The organism is Micromonospora sp. CA-248212, assembly GCF_050948405.1.
In the GTDB taxonomy this organism is placed as follows: Bacteria; Actinomycetota; Actinomycetes; order Mycobacteriales; family Micromonosporaceae; genus Micromonospora.
In genome coordinates this window covers 5,616,190-5,633,724 of sequence record NZ_CP192023.1, presented here as the reverse complement: position 1 = coordinate 5,633,724, position 17,535 = coordinate 5,616,190, and the positions used below count along the sequence as shown (strand labels likewise).

General features: G+C 70.1%; 17 protein-coding genes, 1 tRNA gene and 2 pseudogenes. 11 read left to right on the top strand and 9 right to left on the bottom strand.

All coding sequences use genetic code 11. The features are described 5' to 3' along the window. Nucleotides 1-120: 120 nt before the first annotated feature. A complete protein-coding gene (locus ACQP03_RS26360) occupies nucleotides 121-564 on the top strand; it encodes an SRPBCC family protein (protein WP_355051413.1) in 444 nt (147 codons plus the stop codon). A 316-nt stretch (nucleotides 565-880) separates the two neighbouring features. On the opposite strand, the gene aceE is transcribed toward ACQP03_RS26360, so the two are convergent. Continuing rightward, nucleotides 881-3,619 carry a pyruvate dehydrogenase (acetyl-transferring), homodimeric type gene (aceE, locus tag ACQP03_RS26355; RefSeq protein WP_357173654.1) on the bottom strand — a complete coding sequence of 913 codons (2,739 nt, stop codon included), beginning with the start codon at nucleotides 3,617-3,619 and terminating at the stop codon, nucleotides 881-883. Between the two features lie 175 nt (nucleotides 3,620-3,794). Between aceE and ACQP03_RS26350 the strand changes: the two genes are divergently transcribed. Beyond that, nucleotides 3,795-4,217: a hypothetical protein gene (locus ACQP03_RS26350; protein WP_357132527.1), complete on the top strand. Its 423-nt coding sequence runs from the start codon at nucleotides 3,795-3,797 to the stop codon at nucleotides 4,215-4,217. 26 nt (nucleotides 4,218-4,243) lie between these two features. Beyond that, on the top strand, nucleotides 4,244-4,648 hold the full coding sequence (locus ACQP03_RS26345) for a secondary thiamine-phosphate synthase enzyme YjbQ (RefSeq protein ID WP_355051416.1): 405 nt from the start codon (nucleotides 4,244-4,246) through the stop codon (nucleotides 4,646-4,648). A gap of 51 nt (nucleotides 4,649-4,699) precedes the next feature. Here ACQP03_RS26345 and ACQP03_RS26340 read toward each other — a convergent pair whose 3' ends face one another. Continuing rightward, nucleotides 4,700-5,482: a helix-turn-helix domain-containing protein gene (locus tag ACQP03_RS26340; protein WP_433458863.1), complete on the bottom strand. Its 783-nt coding sequence runs from the start codon at nucleotides 5,480-5,482 to the stop codon at nucleotides 4,700-4,702. Between the two features lie 111 nt (nucleotides 5,483-5,593). Here ACQP03_RS26340 and ACQP03_RS26335 point away from each other — a divergent pair, with 111 nt between their 5' ends. The 8 genes and pseudogenes from ACQP03_RS26335 (at nucleotide 5,594) to ACQP03_RS26300 (ending at nucleotide 12,211) form a co-directional block, all read left to right on the top strand. Then, the gene (locus tag ACQP03_RS26335) at nucleotides 5,594-7,054 is read left to right on the top strand and encodes an MFS transporter (RefSeq protein ID WP_433458861.1); all 1,461 of its coding nucleotides are present in this window, start codon (nucleotides 5,594-5,596) and stop codon (nucleotides 7,052-7,054) included. A 96-nt stretch (nucleotides 7,055-7,150) separates the two neighbouring features. Beyond that, the gene (locus ACQP03_RS26330; RefSeq protein WP_357132744.1) at nucleotides 7,151-7,555 is read left to right on the top strand and encodes a MarR family winged helix-turn-helix transcriptional regulator; all 405 of its coding nucleotides are present in this window, start codon (nucleotides 7,151-7,153) and stop codon (nucleotides 7,553-7,555) included. A 51-nt stretch (nucleotides 7,556-7,606) separates the two neighbouring features. Further along, nucleotides 7,607-7,955: pseudogene (locus ACQP03_RS26325) on the top strand (transketolase); the annotation flags it as partial. Nucleotides 7,956-8,083: 128 nt separating this feature from the next. Further along, a pseudogene (locus ACQP03_RS26320) lies at nucleotides 8,084-10,057 on the top strand (thiamine pyrophosphate-dependent enzyme); the annotation flags it as partial. Nucleotides 10,058-10,169: 112 nt separating this feature from the next. Then, a complete protein-coding gene (locus ACQP03_RS26315; RefSeq protein WP_132237238.1) occupies nucleotides 10,170-10,607 on the top strand; it encodes a DUF3052 domain-containing protein in 438 nt (145 codons plus the stop codon). Nucleotides 10,608-10,693: 86 nt separating this feature from the next. After that, on the top strand, nucleotides 10,694-11,158 hold the full coding sequence (locus tag ACQP03_RS26310) for a peroxiredoxin (protein WP_357132541.1): 465 nt from the start codon (nucleotides 10,694-10,696) through the stop codon (nucleotides 11,156-11,158). Nucleotides 11,159-11,225: 67 nt separating this feature from the next. Next, nucleotides 11,226-11,297, top strand: a tRNA-Val gene (locus ACQP03_RS26305). 152 nt (nucleotides 11,298-11,449) lie between these two features. After that, nucleotides 11,450-12,211 carry a DUF6928 family protein gene (locus ACQP03_RS26300; protein ID WP_433458858.1) on the top strand — a complete coding sequence of 254 codons (762 nt, stop codon included), beginning with the start codon at nucleotides 11,450-11,452 and terminating at the stop codon, nucleotides 12,209-12,211. A gap of 113 nt (nucleotides 12,212-12,324) precedes the next feature. Here the strand turns inward: ACQP03_RS26300 and ACQP03_RS26295 are convergent, their stop codons facing one another. The 7 genes from ACQP03_RS26295 to ACQP03_RS26265 form a co-directional block, all read right to left on the bottom strand. Next, nucleotides 12,325-12,663, bottom strand: a complete 339-nt coding sequence (locus tag ACQP03_RS26295; RefSeq protein WP_357132547.1) for an immunity 53 family protein — start codon at nucleotides 12,661-12,663, stop codon at nucleotides 12,325-12,327. A 108-nt stretch (nucleotides 12,664-12,771) separates the two neighbouring features. Further along, nucleotides 12,772-13,179, bottom strand: a complete 408-nt coding sequence (locus tag ACQP03_RS26290; RefSeq protein WP_357173668.1) for a hypothetical protein — start codon at nucleotides 13,177-13,179, stop codon at nucleotides 12,772-12,774. 281 nt (nucleotides 13,180-13,460) lie between these two features. Beyond that, a complete protein-coding gene (locus ACQP03_RS26285; protein WP_433458856.1) occupies nucleotides 13,461-13,856 on the bottom strand; it encodes a hypothetical protein in 396 nt (131 codons plus the stop codon). A 168-nt stretch (nucleotides 13,857-14,024) separates the two neighbouring features. Beyond that, on the bottom strand, nucleotides 14,025-14,237 hold the full coding sequence (locus ACQP03_RS26280) for a hypothetical protein (protein ID WP_357393526.1): 213 nt from the start codon (nucleotides 14,235-14,237) through the stop codon (nucleotides 14,025-14,027). 149 nt (nucleotides 14,238-14,386) lie between these two features. Beyond that, nucleotides 14,387-14,647: a hypothetical protein gene (locus ACQP03_RS26275; RefSeq protein ID WP_357393524.1), complete on the bottom strand. Its 261-nt coding sequence runs from the start codon at nucleotides 14,645-14,647 to the stop codon at nucleotides 14,387-14,389. Between the two features lie 109 nt (nucleotides 14,648-14,756). Continuing rightward, complete coding sequence (locus tag ACQP03_RS26270) at nucleotides 14,757-15,149, bottom strand: VOC family protein (protein WP_357173677.1); 393 nt, start codon at nucleotides 15,147-15,149, stop codon at nucleotides 14,757-14,759. 923 nt (nucleotides 15,150-16,072) lie between these two features. Beyond that, nucleotides 16,073-17,518: an RICIN domain-containing protein gene (locus ACQP03_RS26265; RefSeq protein ID WP_433458853.1), complete on the bottom strand. Its 1,446-nt coding sequence runs from the start codon at nucleotides 17,516-17,518 to the stop codon at nucleotides 16,073-16,075. Nucleotides 17,519-17,535: the final 17 nt, after the last annotated feature.

Sequence of the window (17,535 nt, the reverse complement as noted above, 5' to 3'; positions counted from 1 at the left end):
GGGCTGGCGTAATCCGCAATGGTTGATCGGCGTGTCTTTTTCCGAACCCGTCCAGGTAAGTCCGATTTGACGCATAGAGTGCCGATATCGTGGGATGTCCTCACTGGAGGCAAGACGGAAATGATCCTCGTGGAACGTAGTGCGCACGTGGCGGCGCCGATGGAAGTGGTCTGGGACGTCGTCCAGCGGGCCGAGCAGTTGCCGGCCTGGCTGGCGGGGGTTCGCGCGGCCGAAGTGCTCTCGGGGGAGGGCTTCGGGCGGCGACAACTGGTCCAGGCGGGGCGCTCGGCGCATGAGGCCGAGGTAATCGCCTATCAGGAGCCGACACTGATCGGCTGGCGGGAGCGGGCCAAGGGGGCCGGTGCCCGTGCGGAGGCGCGCACCGAAATCTACGTCCAGCTCACCGAGGACGAGGAGGAGGGCGGGACGGTCGTGCGGCTCATCGTGGTCCGCTGGCCGGCCGGCCCCGTCAAGGCGGCTCTGCTGCGCCTGGGCCTGCGCCGGGTCGGCGCCGACCTGGAGGACTCGTTGGCCCGGCTCACCGACCTGGCCGCCGTCGGCTGACCAGCCGCGTCCTCCCGGCGTCACCCGCCCCGGCGGTGGCCCGGCGTCCCCACCAGGAACGTCGGCCCACCGCCGCCCCATCCCTGCCGCCCCCGCTCCGCCCCGCTCCCGCCCCGTCGATCATGAACTCGTGGTGCCCGGAACGAGGCGACTTCACCGCTTCGTCCCCCACCACAACTCCATGATCGACGGGGCGGGGTGGGGCGGGGCGGGGCGGGGCGGGGCGGGGCGGGGTCCGGGCGGGGTCCGGGCGGGGGAGGGGACAACGCGGAAGGGCCCGGCGCGACGCGCCGGGCCCTTCTCTGGTCGTGCGGTTCTAGCTGTCGCCGCCGGTCTCGCCGACCGGGGCGGCGTTGACGTCGTCGATCGCGTACTTCTTGGCGGCCTCGGCCGGCACGGTGGCCTCGACCGCGCCGCTGCGGGCGAGCTGCCGCAGCGTGGCGACCACGATCGACTCGGCGTCGACGTGGAAGTGCCGGCGCAGCGCGTGCCGGGTGTCCGACATCCCGAAGCCGTCGGTGCCGAGCGAGGTGTAGTCGCCGGGTACCCAGCGGGCGATCAGGTCCGGTACGGCACGCATCCAGTCGCTGACCGCGACCTTCGGCCCGTCCGCGTCGGCCAGCTTCTGCGCGATGTACGGCACCTTGGCCTCGGCGCCCGGGTTGAGCAGGTTGTACTCCTCGGTCTCCACCGCGTCGCGGCGCAGCTCGGTCCAGGAGGTCACCGACCAGACGTCGGCGGCCACGCCCCAGTCCTGGGCGAGCAGCTGCTGGGCCTTGAGCGCCCACTGCATGCCCGTGCCGGAGGCGAGGACGTTGGCCTTCGGGCCGTCGACCTGCGGCGCCGGCGAGTAGCGGTAGATGCCCTTGAGCAGGCCCTCGGTGTCCACCCCTTCCGGCTCGGCCGGCTGCAGGATCGGCTCGTTGTAGACCGTCAGGTAGTAGAAGACGTTCTCCTGCGCGTCCCCGTACATCCGGTGCAGGCCGGCTTCCATGATGTGCGCGATCTCGAAGGAGAACGCCGGGTCGTACGCGACCACCGCCGGGTTGGTGGCGGCGATCAGCATCGAGTGCCCGTCCTCGTGCTGCAGGCCCTCACCGTTGAGCGTGGTGCGCCCGGCGGTCGCGCCGAGCAGGAAGCCCCGCGCCATCTGGTCGGCCGCGGCCCACAGCCCGTCGGCGGTCCGCTGGAACCCGAACATCGAGTAGAAGATGTACATCGGGATCATCGGCTCGTCGTGGGTGGCGTACGCCGAGCCCGCGGCGGTGAACGAGGCGACCGAGCCGGCCTCGTTGATGCCCTCGTGCAGGATCTGCCCGGTCGTCGACTCCTTGTACGACAGGAACAGCTCCCGGTCGACGGAGGTGTACCGCTGACCGTGCGGGGAGTAGATCTTCGCGGTCGGGAAGATCGAGTCGAGACCGAAGGTGCGTGCCTCGTCCGGGATGATCGGCACCCAGCGCTTGCCGAACTCCTTGTCCTTCATGATGTCCTTGAGCAGGCGGACGAAGGCCATCGTGGTGGCCACCTTCTGCTTGCCCGAGCCGCGCTTGACGTCGGCGAACCGCTCCGGACCGGGGATGGTCAGCCGCTTGGTGCTGGTCCGTCGCGACGGCAGGTAGCCGCCGAGCTGCTCCCGACGCTCCTGCAGGTACGCCAGCTCCTCGGACTTCTCGCCCGGGTGGTAGTACGGCGGCAGGTAGGGGTTGTCCTCCAGCGCCTTGTCCGGGATGTCCAGGTAGAGCCGGTCGCGGAAGGTCTTCAGGTCCTCCAGCGTCAGCTTCTTCATCTGGTGGGTCGCGTTGCGGCCCTCGAAGTGCGAGCCGAGCGTCCAGCCCTTGATCGTCTTGGCCAGGATGACCGTCGGCTGACCGGTGTGCTCGGTGGCCGCCTTGTAGGCCGCGTAGAGCTTGCGGTAGTCGTGCCCACCCCGCTTGAGGTTCCAGATCTCGTCGTCGCTCAGCGGATCGACCATCTTGCGGGTACGCGGGTCACGGCCGAAGAAGTGCTCCCGCACGTACGCGCCGGACTCCGCCTTGTAGGTCTGGTAGTCGCCGTCGGTCGTGGTGTTCATGAGGTTGACCAGCGCGCCGTCGGTGTCCGCGGCGAGCAGCGGGTCCCACTCGCGGCCCCAGACCACCTTGATGACGTTCCAGCCGGCGCCCCGGAAGAACGCCTCCAGCTCCTGCATGACCTTGCCGTTGCCCCGGACCGGGCCGTCCAGCCGCTGCAGGTTGCAGTTGATCACGAAGGTGAGGTTGTCCAGCTCCTCGCGGGCGGCCACACCGATCGCGCCCAGCGTCTCCGGCTCGTCCATCTCGCCGTCGCCGAGGAACGCCCACACGTGCTGCTGCGAGGTGTCCTTGATGCCGCGGTGCTGGAGGTACCGGTTGAACCGCGCCTGGTAGATCGCGTTCAGGCCGCCGAGACCCATCGAGACGGTGGGGAACTCCCAGAAGTCCGGCATGAGCCGCGGGTGCGGGTACGACGGGAGACCGCCGCCCGGGTGCGACAGCTCCTGGCGGAACCCGTCGAGTTCGTGCTCGTTGAGCCGCCCCTCCAGGAACGCCCGCGCGTACATGCCGGGCGAGGCGTGGCCCTGGTAGAAGATCTGGTCGCCGCCGCCCGGGTGGTTCTTGCCCCGGAAGAAGTGGTTGAAGCCCACCTCGTAGAGCGACGCCGAGCTGGCGAAGGTGGAGATGTGTCCGCCGACGCCGATCTCCGGGCGCTGCGCCCGGTGTACGAGCATCGCGGCGTTCCACCGCACGTACGCCCGGATGCGCCGCTCGACGTGCTCGTCTCCCGGGAACCACGGCTCGCGCTCGGACGGGATGGTGTTGATGTAGTCGGTGGTGGTCAGGGGCGGAACCCCGACCTGGCGCTCGCGGGCCCGCTCCAGCAGGCGCAGCATGACGTAGCGGGCGCGTTTGGCTCCCCGCTCGTCGATGACACCGTCAAGCGACTCGACCCATTCGCTGGTCTCTTCAGGGTCGATGTCCGGAAGCTGGCTCGGTAGGCCGTCGCTGATCACCGGGCGCTTGCGTTCCGTAGCCACAGGCGTTCCCTCGGTTGTGTGTGGGATAGGTCTCTAGCGCCATCCTGCCCCCTGGTGGCACCCGTCGTCACGTCTAGGTCCCCCGGACGCGATGCTGAACACAGGTACTCGCCGGTAACTTAGCGCTACGGCGGCCGGGCCCGCCCGCTTGCCCCGGCTCGCTACGGTCCCGAATATGAACGGGCGGCGGGTGATGAGCGGCGGCGTGATCGTCCTGGTCGGCGCGCTCGGGGCGCTGTTCTCCGTGCCGGCGCTCCGGGCCGGGGAGACCGCCGTGCTGCCGATCACGATTCTCGGCGTCGTGGCGATGGCGCTCGGCGCGGTCCAGCTCCGCGCCGGTCTGCGCGCGTCGGCGCCCCGACGGGGGCCCCGTCGGGTGCCCGGTCCGCGCCGACGGCACGCCGACACCAGCGTGCCCCTGATGTACTACGGCGACTCGGGCGGCGGGGACCGGTCCGACGGCGGCGGGGGCGGCGACTCCGGCGGTGGCGGCTTCTTCGGCGGCGACTCCGGTGGCGGCTTCTTCGGCGGCGGGGACTCCGGCGGTGGCTTCTCCGGCGGTGGTGGTGACTCCGGTGGCGGTGGCGGCGGTTCCTGATCGTCGACTGCGGCAGAATGCGATGTATGCGCAGTGACGTGATCACCGTCCAGACCGGGTCCCGGCCGGCCGTCCGGGACATCACCGCCGAGGCCCAGAGCTTCGTCTCCGGCGAGGGGGACGGTCTGCTGCACGTCTTCGTGCCGCACGCCACCGCCGGCCTGGCGATCATCGAGACCGGGTCGGGCTCCGACGACGACCTGCTCACCGCGATCGACGCGCTGCTGCCCACCGACAACCGCTGGCGACACCGGCACGGCTCGGCGGGCCACGGACGGGACCACGTCCTGCCGGCGTTCGTCCCGCCGTACGCCACGCTGCCGGTACTCGACGGCCGGCTGGCCCTGGGCACCTGGCAGTCGATCTGCCTCGTCGACACCAACGGCGACAACCCCACCCGCCAGGTCCGCTTCTCGTTCCTGCCCGCCTGACGCCCGGCCCGCCCCCGAGATCGCGCCCGGTCGTCGTCCGGCCCGCTGGGATCAGACCTCAGCCAGCATTCGACGTAGCTGCCCTGGCGGGTGGCCCAGGTGGGCGTGCAGCGTCCGGGTCAGGTGTGCCTGGTCGGCGAAGCCCAGCTCGACCGCCAGTACGGCGAGGCTCGGCACCCCTTCGGTCAGCCGGTCGAGCGCACGCCCCACCCGCAGCCGGTTGCGGTAGCGGGTCAGCGGCACACCGACCAGCGCCTGGAAGGACCGGCTCAGCCGGTACGGCGACACGCCGAGCGAGCGGGCCAGCGGGACGAGGCCGTCGGTGTGCGGCCCACCGTCGTGCAGCGCCGAGCGGGCCGCCTCCACCATCGCCCGGTCCCGGGGCGGCGCGTCGACCGCCGGACCGGTGGCGGCGCCGACCAGTCGAACCAGGCGCTCGGCGGCGGCGAAGCCCGCGTCGCCGAGGCGCGCCGCCCGCAGCAGTCGCCGGTGTGCCAGGTCGATGCGGGCGTCCAGGTGCAGCACCGACATGGCGGACCGGCCGGCGAGCAGTTCCCGCCACAGCCGGGGCGAGAGATGCACGGAGGTGCAGTCGTCGCCGCCGGCCGGGTGGGCGAACCGTTCCTCCTCGCCCGGCACCGTCAGGTAGCCCACGGTCGGGTCGACGAACTCCTCCCCGCCCCGACCGCGCCGCCGGAAGCCGCCCCGGCGGGCCAACACGATGCCGTGCGCCGTGGCGGGCTCCGGGCGCGACCAGCCGGTGTGGTCGTCCCGGCAGCGCACCGCGTGGACCACGAAGTCGGGCCGGCGCACGAGGGGGTGGCTGCTGCGCATGCCGTCAGGCTAGGCCCACCCGCCGACACGACACCCGACGTCGTACGTCGGATCCGGCGGCCGCAAGGATCGTCAAGACAGCCGCCCGCCCAGGTCGGCAGGGTGGCCGGCATGTCTTCCACCACGACCACTCAGGGACGCCGCGCCCCGCTCGTCGTCCTGCTCACCGGGCAGGCGATGGCCTCGATGGACACCTCGATCGCGGCGGTCGCCGCCCCGACGATCCGGCTCGACCTGGCTGGGCCGCCGGCACTGGCCCAGCTGGTGTTGGCCGGATACACCCTGGCCTTCGCCGTGCTGGTCGTCACCGGCGCCCGGCTCGGCTCCCGGCACGGGCCGGCCCGGGTCTTCCTGCTCGGCCTCACCGGGTTCACCGTGGCGTCGCTGGCCTGCGGCCTCGCGCCGGGTCCGGTGATGCTGGTCGGCGCGCGCGTCGTGCAGGGCGCCATGGCGGCGCTCATGGTGCCGCAGGTCCTCGCCCTCATCCAGGCCACGTACCTGGGCGCTGCCCGAGGTCGGGCGATCGGGGCGTACTCGCTGATCCTGGCGCTCGGGGTCGCGGCCGGGCAGGTGGCCGGCGGCCTGCTCGTCACCCTGGATGCCGGCGGGCTGGCCTGGCGTACCGCGTTCCTGGTCAACGTGCCGGTCGGCGCGGTGCTGCTGGTGGCCGGTCGGCGGACGCTGGCAGCCGTGCCGACGGCGGCCGTCCGGCCGGCGGCGCTCGACCTGCCGGGGGTGCTGTTGCTGGCCGCCGCGATGCTGGCCCTGGTGACGCCGGCGGTGCTCGGTCGGGACCTCGGTTGGCCGGACTGGTCGACGCCGGCGGGGGTGGCGGCGGGCGTGATCGGCGTCGGCGTGTTCCTGCGCCACGAGAACCGCGTGATCCGGGGCGGTGGCACCCCACTGTTGGACGTGGCGGTGCTGACCCGTGCCGGCGTGCCGGCCGGGCTGCTCGCCGCCTGCCTGGTGATGGGCTGCTACGCCGGCTTCCTGTTCACCCTCACCCTGCGGTTGCAGGAGGGGCTCGGATTCACCGCCCTCGCCGCCGGGCTGGCCTTCCTGCCCTACGCCGCCGGGTTCGCGCTCTGCGGCCTCGCGGTGTCCCGCCTGCCCGCGCGACTGCGCGACGCGCTGCCGCTGCTCGGCCCGCCGCTGCTGGCGGCCGTCGTGCTGCTGGTCGCGATGCTGACCCGGCATGGTTGGCCCTGGCTGCCCGGAAGCCTGTTGCTGCTCGTGGGCGGCGCCGCACACGCCGCCGGGTTCACCCCGCTGGTCGACCGGCTCGCCACCGCCCTGCCGACCGGCGCGGCGACCGCGTTCTCCGCGTTGATCTCCACCGGCACCCTGCTGGCTGCGGTGCTCGGCGTGGCCGTCATCGGTGGCCTGCACCTGGCACGGCCCGACACACCTGCCGCCGCCCTGGTGACGGCCGTCCTGCTGGCGACCGCCCCGGTGGCTGCCGGGCGGTGCGCCCGCGCCCTGCGCCAGCCCACGGGACCGTCGTGCGCCGCGACCGATCCGGGGTCATCGTCCGTCGCCGCGCCGGCCGCGGTCAGCGACCTCGAACGCTGAGCCGGCCGGGGCGGACCCGGTGCGTACGATGTCACCGTGACGCCAGCGGACGGGCAGGTGGACCGCGCCGGGTTGGCCGCCGACGTGGTGCGTCGGATGGCGCACCTGACGGCGTCCCTGCGGCATCGGCAGGGCACGGCCTTCGCCGAGTTGGGGCTCACCCCGGCGGCGGCGCGGGCGTTGCACGAGCTGGACCCGGACCGTCCCCTGCCGGCACGTGACCTCGCCGACCGGCTGAGCTGTGACCGGTCGAACGTGACCGCGTTGGTCGACAAGCTGGAGCAGGCCGGCCTGGTCGAGCGTCGGACCGATCCGGCCGACCGCCGGCAGAAGACGCTCGTGGTGACCGGGGACGGTCGCGTCGTACGGGACCGGGTGGCCGAGGTGATGTCCGACTCCCGACTCCTCGCCGGCCTGCGCGACGAAGAGCTGTCCACCCTGCGTGACCTGGTGTGGAAGGTGTCCGACGGCGGTTGTCCGGAGCCGTGCGACCCGCAGTGAGTCGAGCCGTGCTGGCCGTGTCCCACTGGGCGACGGTGGCCCGCGTCGGTAATGCTGTCGGACGTGACCACCCCGCAAGATCTCGACGACCGGTTCCGCGAGACGCTGGCGGCGCTGCCCGCCGCACCGCAACGGCGTGACCTCGCCGATCCGGTCACCGACGACGCCCCGCTGACCGGTGCCCAACTGCTCGACCTGTTCGACGCGCAGGTGGCCAGCCGGCAGCTCGACCTGGCCGGGCGCTGGCTGCGCAGCTTCGGGGAGGGCTTCTACACCATCGGCTCGTCCGGGCACGAGGGCAACGCGGCGGTCGCCGCCGCGCTGCGCCCCACCGATCCGGCGCTGCTGCACTACCGCTCCGGGGCGTTCTACTGCCTGCGGGCGGCCCAGGTCGCCGCCGCCGCTCCGGCGTCCGCCGCCGACACCCCGACGCCCGCCGTGGACGATCCGGAGCCCGCCGCCGAGGCCCCGGAGCCGGCCTCCGACGCCGAGGTGGCCGGGTCCGCGACCCCCACCGGTGGGTTCGTGGGGTACGCGGAGGCGGCCCGGGACGTGCTGCGGGGCATGGTCGCCTCCAGCGAGGAGCCGATCGCCGGTGGCCGGCACAAGGTGTTCGGCCGGGCCGACCTGGCCGTCGTGCCGACCACCTCCACCATCGCCTCGCACCTGCCCCGCGCGGTCGGGATGGGACTGGCCGTGGAGCGGCTGCGCCGGCTGGACACCGCCGGGCGGCGCACCGGGACAGGGGTACGGGTCGGCAGCGGCGCCGGTGCGGCGCACGTCCCGTGGCCGCCGGACGCCATCGTGGTCTGCTCGTTCGGCGACGCGTCGGTCAACCACGCCAGCGCCACCGCCGCCTTCAACACCGCCGGCTGGTACGACCACGCCGGCCTGCGCATCCCGGTGCTCTTCGTCTGCGAGGACAACGGGCTGGGGATCAGCGTCCGCTCGCCGGAGGGCTGGGTGGAGGCGACGCTGCGCGCGAAGCCGGGCATCCGCTACTTCAGCGCCGACGGCGCCGACCCGGTGCGCACGTACGCGGTGGCGCGGGAGGCGGCGGCCTGGGTGCGGCGGTACCGGCGGCCCGCCGTGCTGCACCTGAGCACCGTCCGGCTGATGGGGCACGCCGGGGCCGACGCGGAGTCGGCGTACCGCAGCCCGGCCGAGCTGGCCGAGGACCTGGACCGGGACCCGGTGGTCGCCACCGCGCGGCTGCTCGTCGACGCCGGCGTGGCGACCGCCGACGAGCTGCTGGCCCGGTACGACGAGACGGGCTGGCAGGTACGCCGGCTCGCCGAGGAGGTGCTGGGCGAGCCCAAGCTGGCCTCCGCGGCCGACGTGGTGTCGGCGTTGGCGCCCCGCCGCCCGGTGCGGGTCGCGCGGGCCGTGGCCGACGCGGCGGCCCGGGCCAGCGGGCCGGGCGCGGCGGCCCGGGAGGAGGCGTTCGGCGGCAAGCCGCCCGAGCTGGTCGGCCCGATGACCCTGGCGCAGAGCATCAACGCCGCGCTCGCCGACGGGCTGCTCGACCATCCCCAGATGGCCGTCTTCGGCGAGGACGTGGCCGCCAAGGGCGGGGTGTACGGCGTGACGAAGGGCCTGCGCGACCGGTTCGGGGCGGCCCGCGTCTTCGACACCCTGCTGGACGAGACGTCGGTGCTGGGCCTGGGACTCGGCGCCGGGCTGGCCGGGATGCTGCCGGTGCCGGAGATCCAGTACCTGGCGTACCTGCACAACGCCGAGGACCAGCTCCGTGGCGAGGCCGCCACCATGCAGTTCTTCTCGCGGGGCGCGTTCCGCAACCCGATGGTGGTGCGGGTGGCCGGGTTGGCGTACCAGGAGGGGTTCGGCGGGCACTTCCACAACGACAACTCGGTGGCCGTACTCCGGGATGTTCCCGGTCTGGTGGTGGCGGTGCCGGCGCGGCCGGACGACGCCGCGCCCATGCTGCGGACCTGTCTGGCGAGCGCGGCGGTGGACGGCAGCGTCTGCGTGTTCCTGGAGCCGATCGCGCTCTACCACACCCGCGACCTGTACGCCGATGGCGACGGTGAGTGGCTCGCCGGCTATCCCGAGCCGGGCTCGTGGGTGGCCGGGCACGTGCCGATCGGCCGGGCCCGGGTCTACCGGGTCGGCTCGGCCGACGACCTGACCATCATCACCTTCGGTAACGGCGTGCGGATGTCGCTGCGGGCCGCGGCCGTGCTGGCCGAGGAGGGCGTCGGCACCCGCGTGGTGGACCTGCGCTGGCTGGCGCCCCTGCCCGTGGCCGACATCATCCGGGAGTCCTCGGCGACCGGCCGGGTGCTGGTGGTGGACGAGACACGCCGGTCAGGCGGGGTTGGCGAGGGCGTCATCGCCGCGCTGGTTGACGGCGGATATGTGGGCGCAGCGCGGCGGGTGGCCGGAGTTGACTCGTTTGTACCATTAGGTCCGGCGGCACGTCATGTTCTGGTCTCCCCGGAAGCCATTACCGACGGTGCCCGTACGCTGCTGGCACGGTAAATTCCGTTCCACCCGGTGCGCCACTTGCGCGCAGACGCACAACTGTGTGGACTTTGCCTGACGGCGTCGGTCCGACGCCGCGAGCAGGGACGAGATGAGGAGGCACGCGACAGTGAGCGCGACCGCTGGTCAGGCCGCCGACGGGGTACGCAGCCTGGCGGACCGGTTCGGCATCGAACCGGGGATGGTCGTCATGGAGATGGGGTACGACGACGACGTCGACCAGGATCTCCGCGACGCCCTGACCGACCGCTGTGGAGATCTGGTCGACGAGGACACCGACGAGGTGGTCGACGCGGTGCTCGTGTGGTACCGCGACGGCGACGGTGACCTCTTCGAGCTGCTCGTCGACGCCCTCGGGCCGCTGGCCGACAACGGGGTCGTGTGGCTGCTCACCCCGAAGGCGGGGCGCGAGGGGCACGTCGAGCCGAGCGAGGTCGCGGAGTCCGCGCCCACCGCCGGCCTCCAGCAGACCTCGACCGTCAACGCCGGCCGGGACTGGAGCGGCGCCCGCCTGGTGCTGCGCCGAGGGGCCAAGGGCAAGAAGTAACCCACCCTCGTCCCCTCGCGCCCCGGCGGTCCGCCGTCGGGCGTGCTGGGCTGACCTCGTCCCCCGAGTCGACCCGAGGAGTTCGCATGCTGATCGAGGTTGGCGCCGAGGCGCCGGACTTCGCGCTCAAGGACCAGAACAACCAGCAGGTCCGGCTCTCGGACTTCCGCGGCAAGCGCGCCGTGCTGCTGGTCTTCTACCCGCTCGCGTTCACCGGCACCTGCCAGGGCGAGCTGGCCGAGGTGCGGGACAACCTCGACGAGTACGCCAACGACGACGTCCAGGTGCTGACGGTCAGCGTCGACTCGGTCTACAGCCACAAGATCTGGGCCGACCGGGAGGGCTACCAGTTCCCGCTGCTGGCCGACTTCTGGCCGCACGGTGGCGTCGCTGCGGCGTACGGGGTCTTCAACGACGTGGCCGGCATCGCCAACCGGGGCACCTTCGTCATCGACAAGGCCGGCGTGGTCCGCTTCGCCGAGATGAACGGCCCCGGCGAGGCCCGCGACCAGCAGGGCTGGCGCAAAGCCATCGCCGACCTGACGGCCTGATGCGGTCGGGCCGGCGGCGAACAGGTAGGCTTGCCAGCCACCGGCCCGCCGCACACGGGGCGTTCCGGGGCGCGTAGCTCAGCGGGAGAGCACTCGCCTTACAAGCGAGGGGTCGCAGGTTCGAAACCTGCCGCGCCCACCCATCACCAACAGCCAAAACCGCCCGGATCACGGCCCGGCGACCTTGGTTGCAGATCGGTCTCCAGGACGTCGGTGACCCCTTTGGCTAGATGATCATGTCCGCCAGGTGGCGTGCGAAAGGTGGCCTGCCACAGAACTGGAGGAAGCGACGTGGGCGCGAAGACAGCCCTTCTGGCGTTCGCCGACGGCGACATCCGTCCGGCGCTGCGCGGCGCGACGCGGTCGGAGCGAGCCGAGACCGAGGCGTTGGTACGTCAAGTCCACCCCGGCTACGTGGTCGAACCCGCTGATGACAACACCTTGCTCGAGGGCACCTACCCGCCAGATGACTTCATGTACGCCACGGTTGTGGCCGGGGCAGAGTTGTACTGCGACCGGCGGCTCATGCTCGATCGCCCGTCTGAGCTACCGGAGCACCTGCGCCGAACTGGAGCAGGCCGTCGAATCATCGTCCACGGGATGCACTCGGTCGTGGACTGGCTCGGCTTCGCGGTGTGGGAGGACGGCGTGCTGATCCGATCGCTGAGCCTGTCGCCCGATAGTGGCATCCAGGAGGACATCGGCAAGCCCTACGACTTCGAGTTGCCGTACTGGGCCGGCGAACATCCCGTCGAGCCCGTGCCAGGCTGGCACAACCAGGACCCCTACCCGCTGCCGTTCCATCCCCTCGACCTCGGCGAGGAAGCGTTACGCGCGCTGTTCGGTTTCATCATCGAGGGCCATCCTTCCCCCGACGACATCGACGCTGACGCCGTTCATCTGCACGGCTTTCGCGTGACCGACCCGTCCAACGAGGACCAGGCAGCCCGTGAGGCCGCATACGCGGGGGTACTACAGGCCATGGGACCGCCTCGGAGGTACCGCTTGGGACCAGACGGAGCGGTGCACGAGATCAGCGCCGACAGCTACTGATTTGCCTACCCGCGGACCAGCACGAGCGTCATGCAGGTTCTGATACCGATCTGTCACGCACGTCCTGAGCCCCCGACACCGGGCTACCGGCGAAGTGGACGCTCCTATTCCTGTCAGGCCTGCGGCCGGGCCACGCGGGTCGTAGTCTCGACCCACTGCCGAAACAGGTGTAGCGCCTCGCCGAGGTTGAGTGGCCCACACGCTGCCCTGAACTGGTCTTCCTCGACCCGGGTCAGCACCCAATCGTGCTCGCCTCTACGGAGTTCCTGCCGCTCGTAGGCCATTCCCGACAGTGCCGTATCGCCCAGGTCGATGCGGACCGACCACCCGGGGTTGTCGAGCGTCTCGATCCGAATGCCGTACTCGTGTTCCCACTCGCCATCGCACTGAGTCGCGTACCAGGCCTGGAGCCAGGACCAGACCCCGGGCGCTAGCTCGTCGTGATCATGCATCCCGTAGTCCTGATCTCGCTGTGGTCGTCAGCGTCAGGCAAGGGTAGGTCTCGCGGGCGATGTAGCGCAGCGTCGGGATGACGAGTCGCTCCACGCGCGAGCCGAGGATCATCCTGTGTCGGTGATTGCCCACCGGATCTGACGAGCGGCGAGGTAGAGGTGGGAGCGCTCTGCCATCTCATCGACTGTGCGCTCCTCGCCGGGGTTGTCCAAGTCGAGGTGGAGGAGTCCGGCTTCGTCCTGAACGAGCTGGGGTTTGTCGTCGAGCACCCAGGAGAAGGTGCCGAGGTCCACGACCTTCCAACGGGCAAGGCGCGAGAACTCGATGTGGAGCTGTACCCATCGAGTCTGACCGACCCGCCGGACGTCCAGAAGTGCGACCGCAGACTGCTGAGCGCCTTCCCCACAGCTTGACCTGAAGGTCAACTCTCTGAGGCAACCGTCGCCAAACTCCACCCCGTCCAGAAGATCGTCGGCCGTTGCCGGGAGGAGTGGTCGCCAATGCACCTGAACCACCCGGCGAAGATTACCTGCGTCCCATCCGAACGGGGGGTACCGGCCAGGCGGCCGCGGGTGACATTCGTGCCCGTTGCGTGCCCGATCTCGCGGTCGGTGACGAGTGCCTGGCCAGCGGTGACGGCAGGTAGCGAGGCTGCTCTCCTTGCGGCGCCGAGAATTCCTAACCGTGTGGCCATGCCACCTGGGCGTCTTAGGTGCGGCGCCGGCGCGGACAAGAACATGCCGTCTCCAGCCGTCGAAGGGCAACCTGTAGTGCCTAGTCGAGCGACGTCAGCCAGCTATCGGGGCCGCTTGTCCTCGACGTGTACGACGTCGAGCTCATGGCCGTCCTGGTCGCGCTTGTGGCGTCCATAGAGACCAACGGCCAGGTCGCTGCTGTCCTGGACTTCCTCGGGCCCCACGTAGGTCAGCACGTCGTTGTGGTGGCCGTAGACCACCCATCCGGGACCGGGATCGAGAGTGATGGTGCTGAAGTCTCCGGCAGATGAGCCGACGTGAACAGGGCCGTACTCGCGCAGGATCTCGATGGCCTGAGCGGCGAGGTCGGCGCTGGGTCCGGGAGTGGGTAGTACGACGCACGTGCCGTGGGCGAACACGACCCAGGATTTGCCATCCCCTTGGATGATGCGACGCCAAACTCCGGCCAGATCCTGTTCCGACATGACGTTGATCATCCCTGAGTTGATGCACCAGCGCTAGCCGTGAAGGGCTTCACCCGGGTGACCCGGGGGTGGGATTCCTCGCCGGAGATCGTCGACGATCGGCTCGGCCCACGCCGCTTGGACGAAATCCCAGGTCCAGGTGATGCCGTCCCACCCGCCCGTAGCCCGAGCAGGTCCTACTCACGTGCTGCTGGAGTTCTGGCCCCGCCGCCACACGTCGCCCTGTGCGCCATGTCGCTCGGCCGCGTGCCGCTCCTGGGCTGCTCTCGCATCGCGCCCCGCGGCCGAGTCGTCAGGCGACGAGAGGCGCTTCCGATCGCGCCAACCCACATAGACGAACGCCGCCACCAGCAATACGACGAGCGCTCCGAGAGACACCACCAGACTCGTCATGCCATCGAAGCTACCGGGCGCGCGCCAGAGTCCGAGCTGTTGGCCGAACAGGTCGACGACCGGCTGAGATATCGCACGCTCGGACGCTACCGTCGACGCTGGCGGTGCGTCCGGGCTGGCATGCGGGGTCCGCAACCTGCCGCGAATTGTCAGACGGCACCATCAAGAAGATGATCAGTGGGGCGATAGTTGATCTTCCAGTCGGCGTAGACGCCCATCGCGCCGTCCTGGACACGATGCAGTCCGACACTGATCCAGCGAACCTCACCGTCGGCGTACCGGGCGAAGCCGACGGCGACGTGGAAGACTTCGCCGCCACATGGGCACGCACAGTCGCCCGGCTCGGCGTCCCCCCAGTAGTCGGCGCTGTCCGCGACGAAGGCACGCGCACCGCAGGCCGTGCAGCTCACCTCGGCGCAGCCGTCTGACGGCAGCGAAGTACCGCAACCGGCCAGCCGAGCCTCGATCCCGTTGTTTGCCTAGGGTTGACAGCGGGATTCCTTCGTCTGCGCGGCTCGATCAGCCGAGCTGCGTTGGTGTGGTCGTGGCCTCCCAGGTGGTCAGGCAGAACGGGTGGCCCGCCGGGTCGGCGTAGACATAACACTGTTCGCTGTTGGGCTGGAAGTCGTACTTTGTTGCTCCGGCAGCGAGCACTCGGGCCTCGGCGGCGTCTCGGTCCACGACCATGAAGTCGAGATGCATCATGATCGACGACGTGGGGTCGGGCCAGGTGGGCGGCGTGTATCCGGGCACAGTCTGGAAGTTGATCCGCCCGGTCGGGCTCAGCACGCATGCCCAGCCGCCCCCGGCGTGTGTCAGGGTTCCACCGGTGATGCTGGCGTAGAACTCCGCCAAGGCGACGGCGTCCGGGCAGTCCAGGGTGACCGCGCTGAGCCTGATCTCGTCGGACATGCCGCCTCCTGTGGCTCGCGCCGGCCGGTTGCAAGGCGCGCCTGCACCGATACGACGACCAGCACGATGGCACGCTCGACAGATTGAACGACGTAACCTAGCGCACACGTTGGTCGAGCACACTGATCTAGCCGCGACGCGCACTCTCGGCTGACCCAGAGCACCTGGCGGACGACTGTCGCACCTCACTCGACGGAGGTCAGGCCGACTGAGGGCGTGTCTAGTCCCACCACATGCTTGACGAATCCGTCCCACGACATGCTTGACAGTTGGTCTAGGTTCTGTGAAAGCTCGGGCCGGTCGCTGTGTGGGCGTGACTGCTGGATGTGGTCCTCCGGGGTGAGTCCCTGTAGGGGCTGTGCCTCAAATCGTGCCCATGAGCGATCTATGCGTTCTCCGCGTTCGCCTGCTCTTCCTCGGTTGTTTGTGGCAGTAGGCGGGCAACCGCCTCACGGATCCTTTCATCATCTGGGTTCCCGTGCCAGGTGACGATTGTGAAAGAATCAGTTGATGCGGTAAGTTCGGCAGCTTCCTTCGTATTTGGCACCGATTCTACGACTATCAGTAATCCGATGGTTACCGGCGACTCCTAGACGTCGAGTGACAATTACATTCAGCGTTAGAGAGTCAATGACGAGGATGCCATCAATTCCCCGATCCTGCTGGAGGGGGAAGAAGCTCCAGCCAAGCCTCGCAATTGCTCGTCGTACTGCTTCCTGATAACTGCGCTCTGCAAAAGACTCTCTCTGATCGGGTAAGGTGCGATCGCTCGCCACTATCGATCGCTGCATCTCCCGTGCGCGCTCAAGCAACTCTCGCATCATGTCGTCAACGCTGCGGCTTGGCGGCTTCTCAATCGGAGTAGCCTGCGGCACTAGCGCCAACTCCTCCTCAAAGTCCGTCCAGCGGTGTCGAGAGCAGCGTCAGGACTGGGTGCGGGTCCACTGCTGGTTGGCGCCGCTTCCGCAGGTGTACTGGGTGATGTCGGTGCCGTCTGCCGTGCCGCTGCTCACCACGTCCAGGCACTTGCCGCTGTGTCGGGCGCGCAACTGGTAATAGCTGCCGGTGGCGACCCACTGCCACTGCTGGTTGGCGCCCCCGCCACAGGTGTACTGGACGACGTTGGCGTTGTTGGCGGTGGAGGCGTTGGCGACGTCGAGGCATTTGTCGCTGTTCTGGTTGACGATCCGGAAGTAGCCGCTACCGGCGTCGCGGAACTCCCACTTCTGGTTCGCGCCCCCGTTCCAGGACCATTGTCTGACTTCGGCGTTGTCGGTGACGGCATGGTCCAGCACGTCGACCACCTTGCCGCTGTTGCGGTTGGTGATGCGGTAGGAGAGTGGCGCCTCTCCGGTGACGGTGCCCGCGGCGGCGTCGATGGTGATGGTGGGATACCAGGTCAGGCTCATGGTCGTGGCGGTGGGGAAGGCGATCGGCAACCACACGTACTGGGAGTCGTTGACCGGCCCGCCCCAGGCCCCGGCCCAGCGGTCGCCGAGGTAGAGGTAGCTCGTCGTCGACGTGCCCTGGATGGGGAGCACGAAGGCCGACTGGGAGCGGAAGGTGGTCGAGTCCCCGACGTTGGTCATGCCGGTCCACGGACCGGAAATGCTGGACGCCGTGGCGTACCTGGCCTGGTTCGGGCTCCAACCGGTGAGGCCCGAGGTGAGCAGGAAGTAGGTGCTGCCGCGCTTGAACAGGGCCGGTGCCTCGCGGTTGCCGTCGTTCCAGAAGTTACCGACCAGCGTGGCCGGACTGAGGTAGTCGGCGCTGAGGCGGTAGATGAGCAGGTCGCGGTTCTCGTCGCCGGCCGAGGCCATGTAGGCGGTACCGCCGTCGTTGTAGAGCGTGATGTCCCGCGACATGTTGCCCAGCGGCCGGAAGCTGCCGTGGTAGGTGTAGGTGCCGTCCACGGTGGCCGAGGAGGCGACGGCGGCCCTGGCCTCGCCGTAGTCGGTGCCGTTCTCCTTGTGCATCCACATCACGTACCGGTTGGTGCTGGCGTTGTAGATGACCTTCGGCCGCTCGATGTTGGCCGACTGCAGTTCCGCCGCCGACGACTGGGTCAGCACGTTGTTGCGGAACTCCCAGTCGCGCAGGTTGGTGGAGCGGTAGACCGAGACCGCCCGGAACGTGTTGTTGGCGTTGCGGTTCTCACCGAACCAGTAGTAGTAGTCGCCGACCTTGAGTACCCCACCACCGTGCGCGTGCAGCAGGTTGCCGGCGGTGTCGGTGAACTGCGTGCCGTTGGGGATCGTGACCGGCGCGGCCTGGGCCGGGGCGGCGGCCAGGGTGGTGACCGCGACGATCGCCGCTCCGACCAGGGTGAGCGCCGCCACCAGGGATGGAAGCAGTCTGTTGCGTCTCACTACGTTCGTCCTTCCGT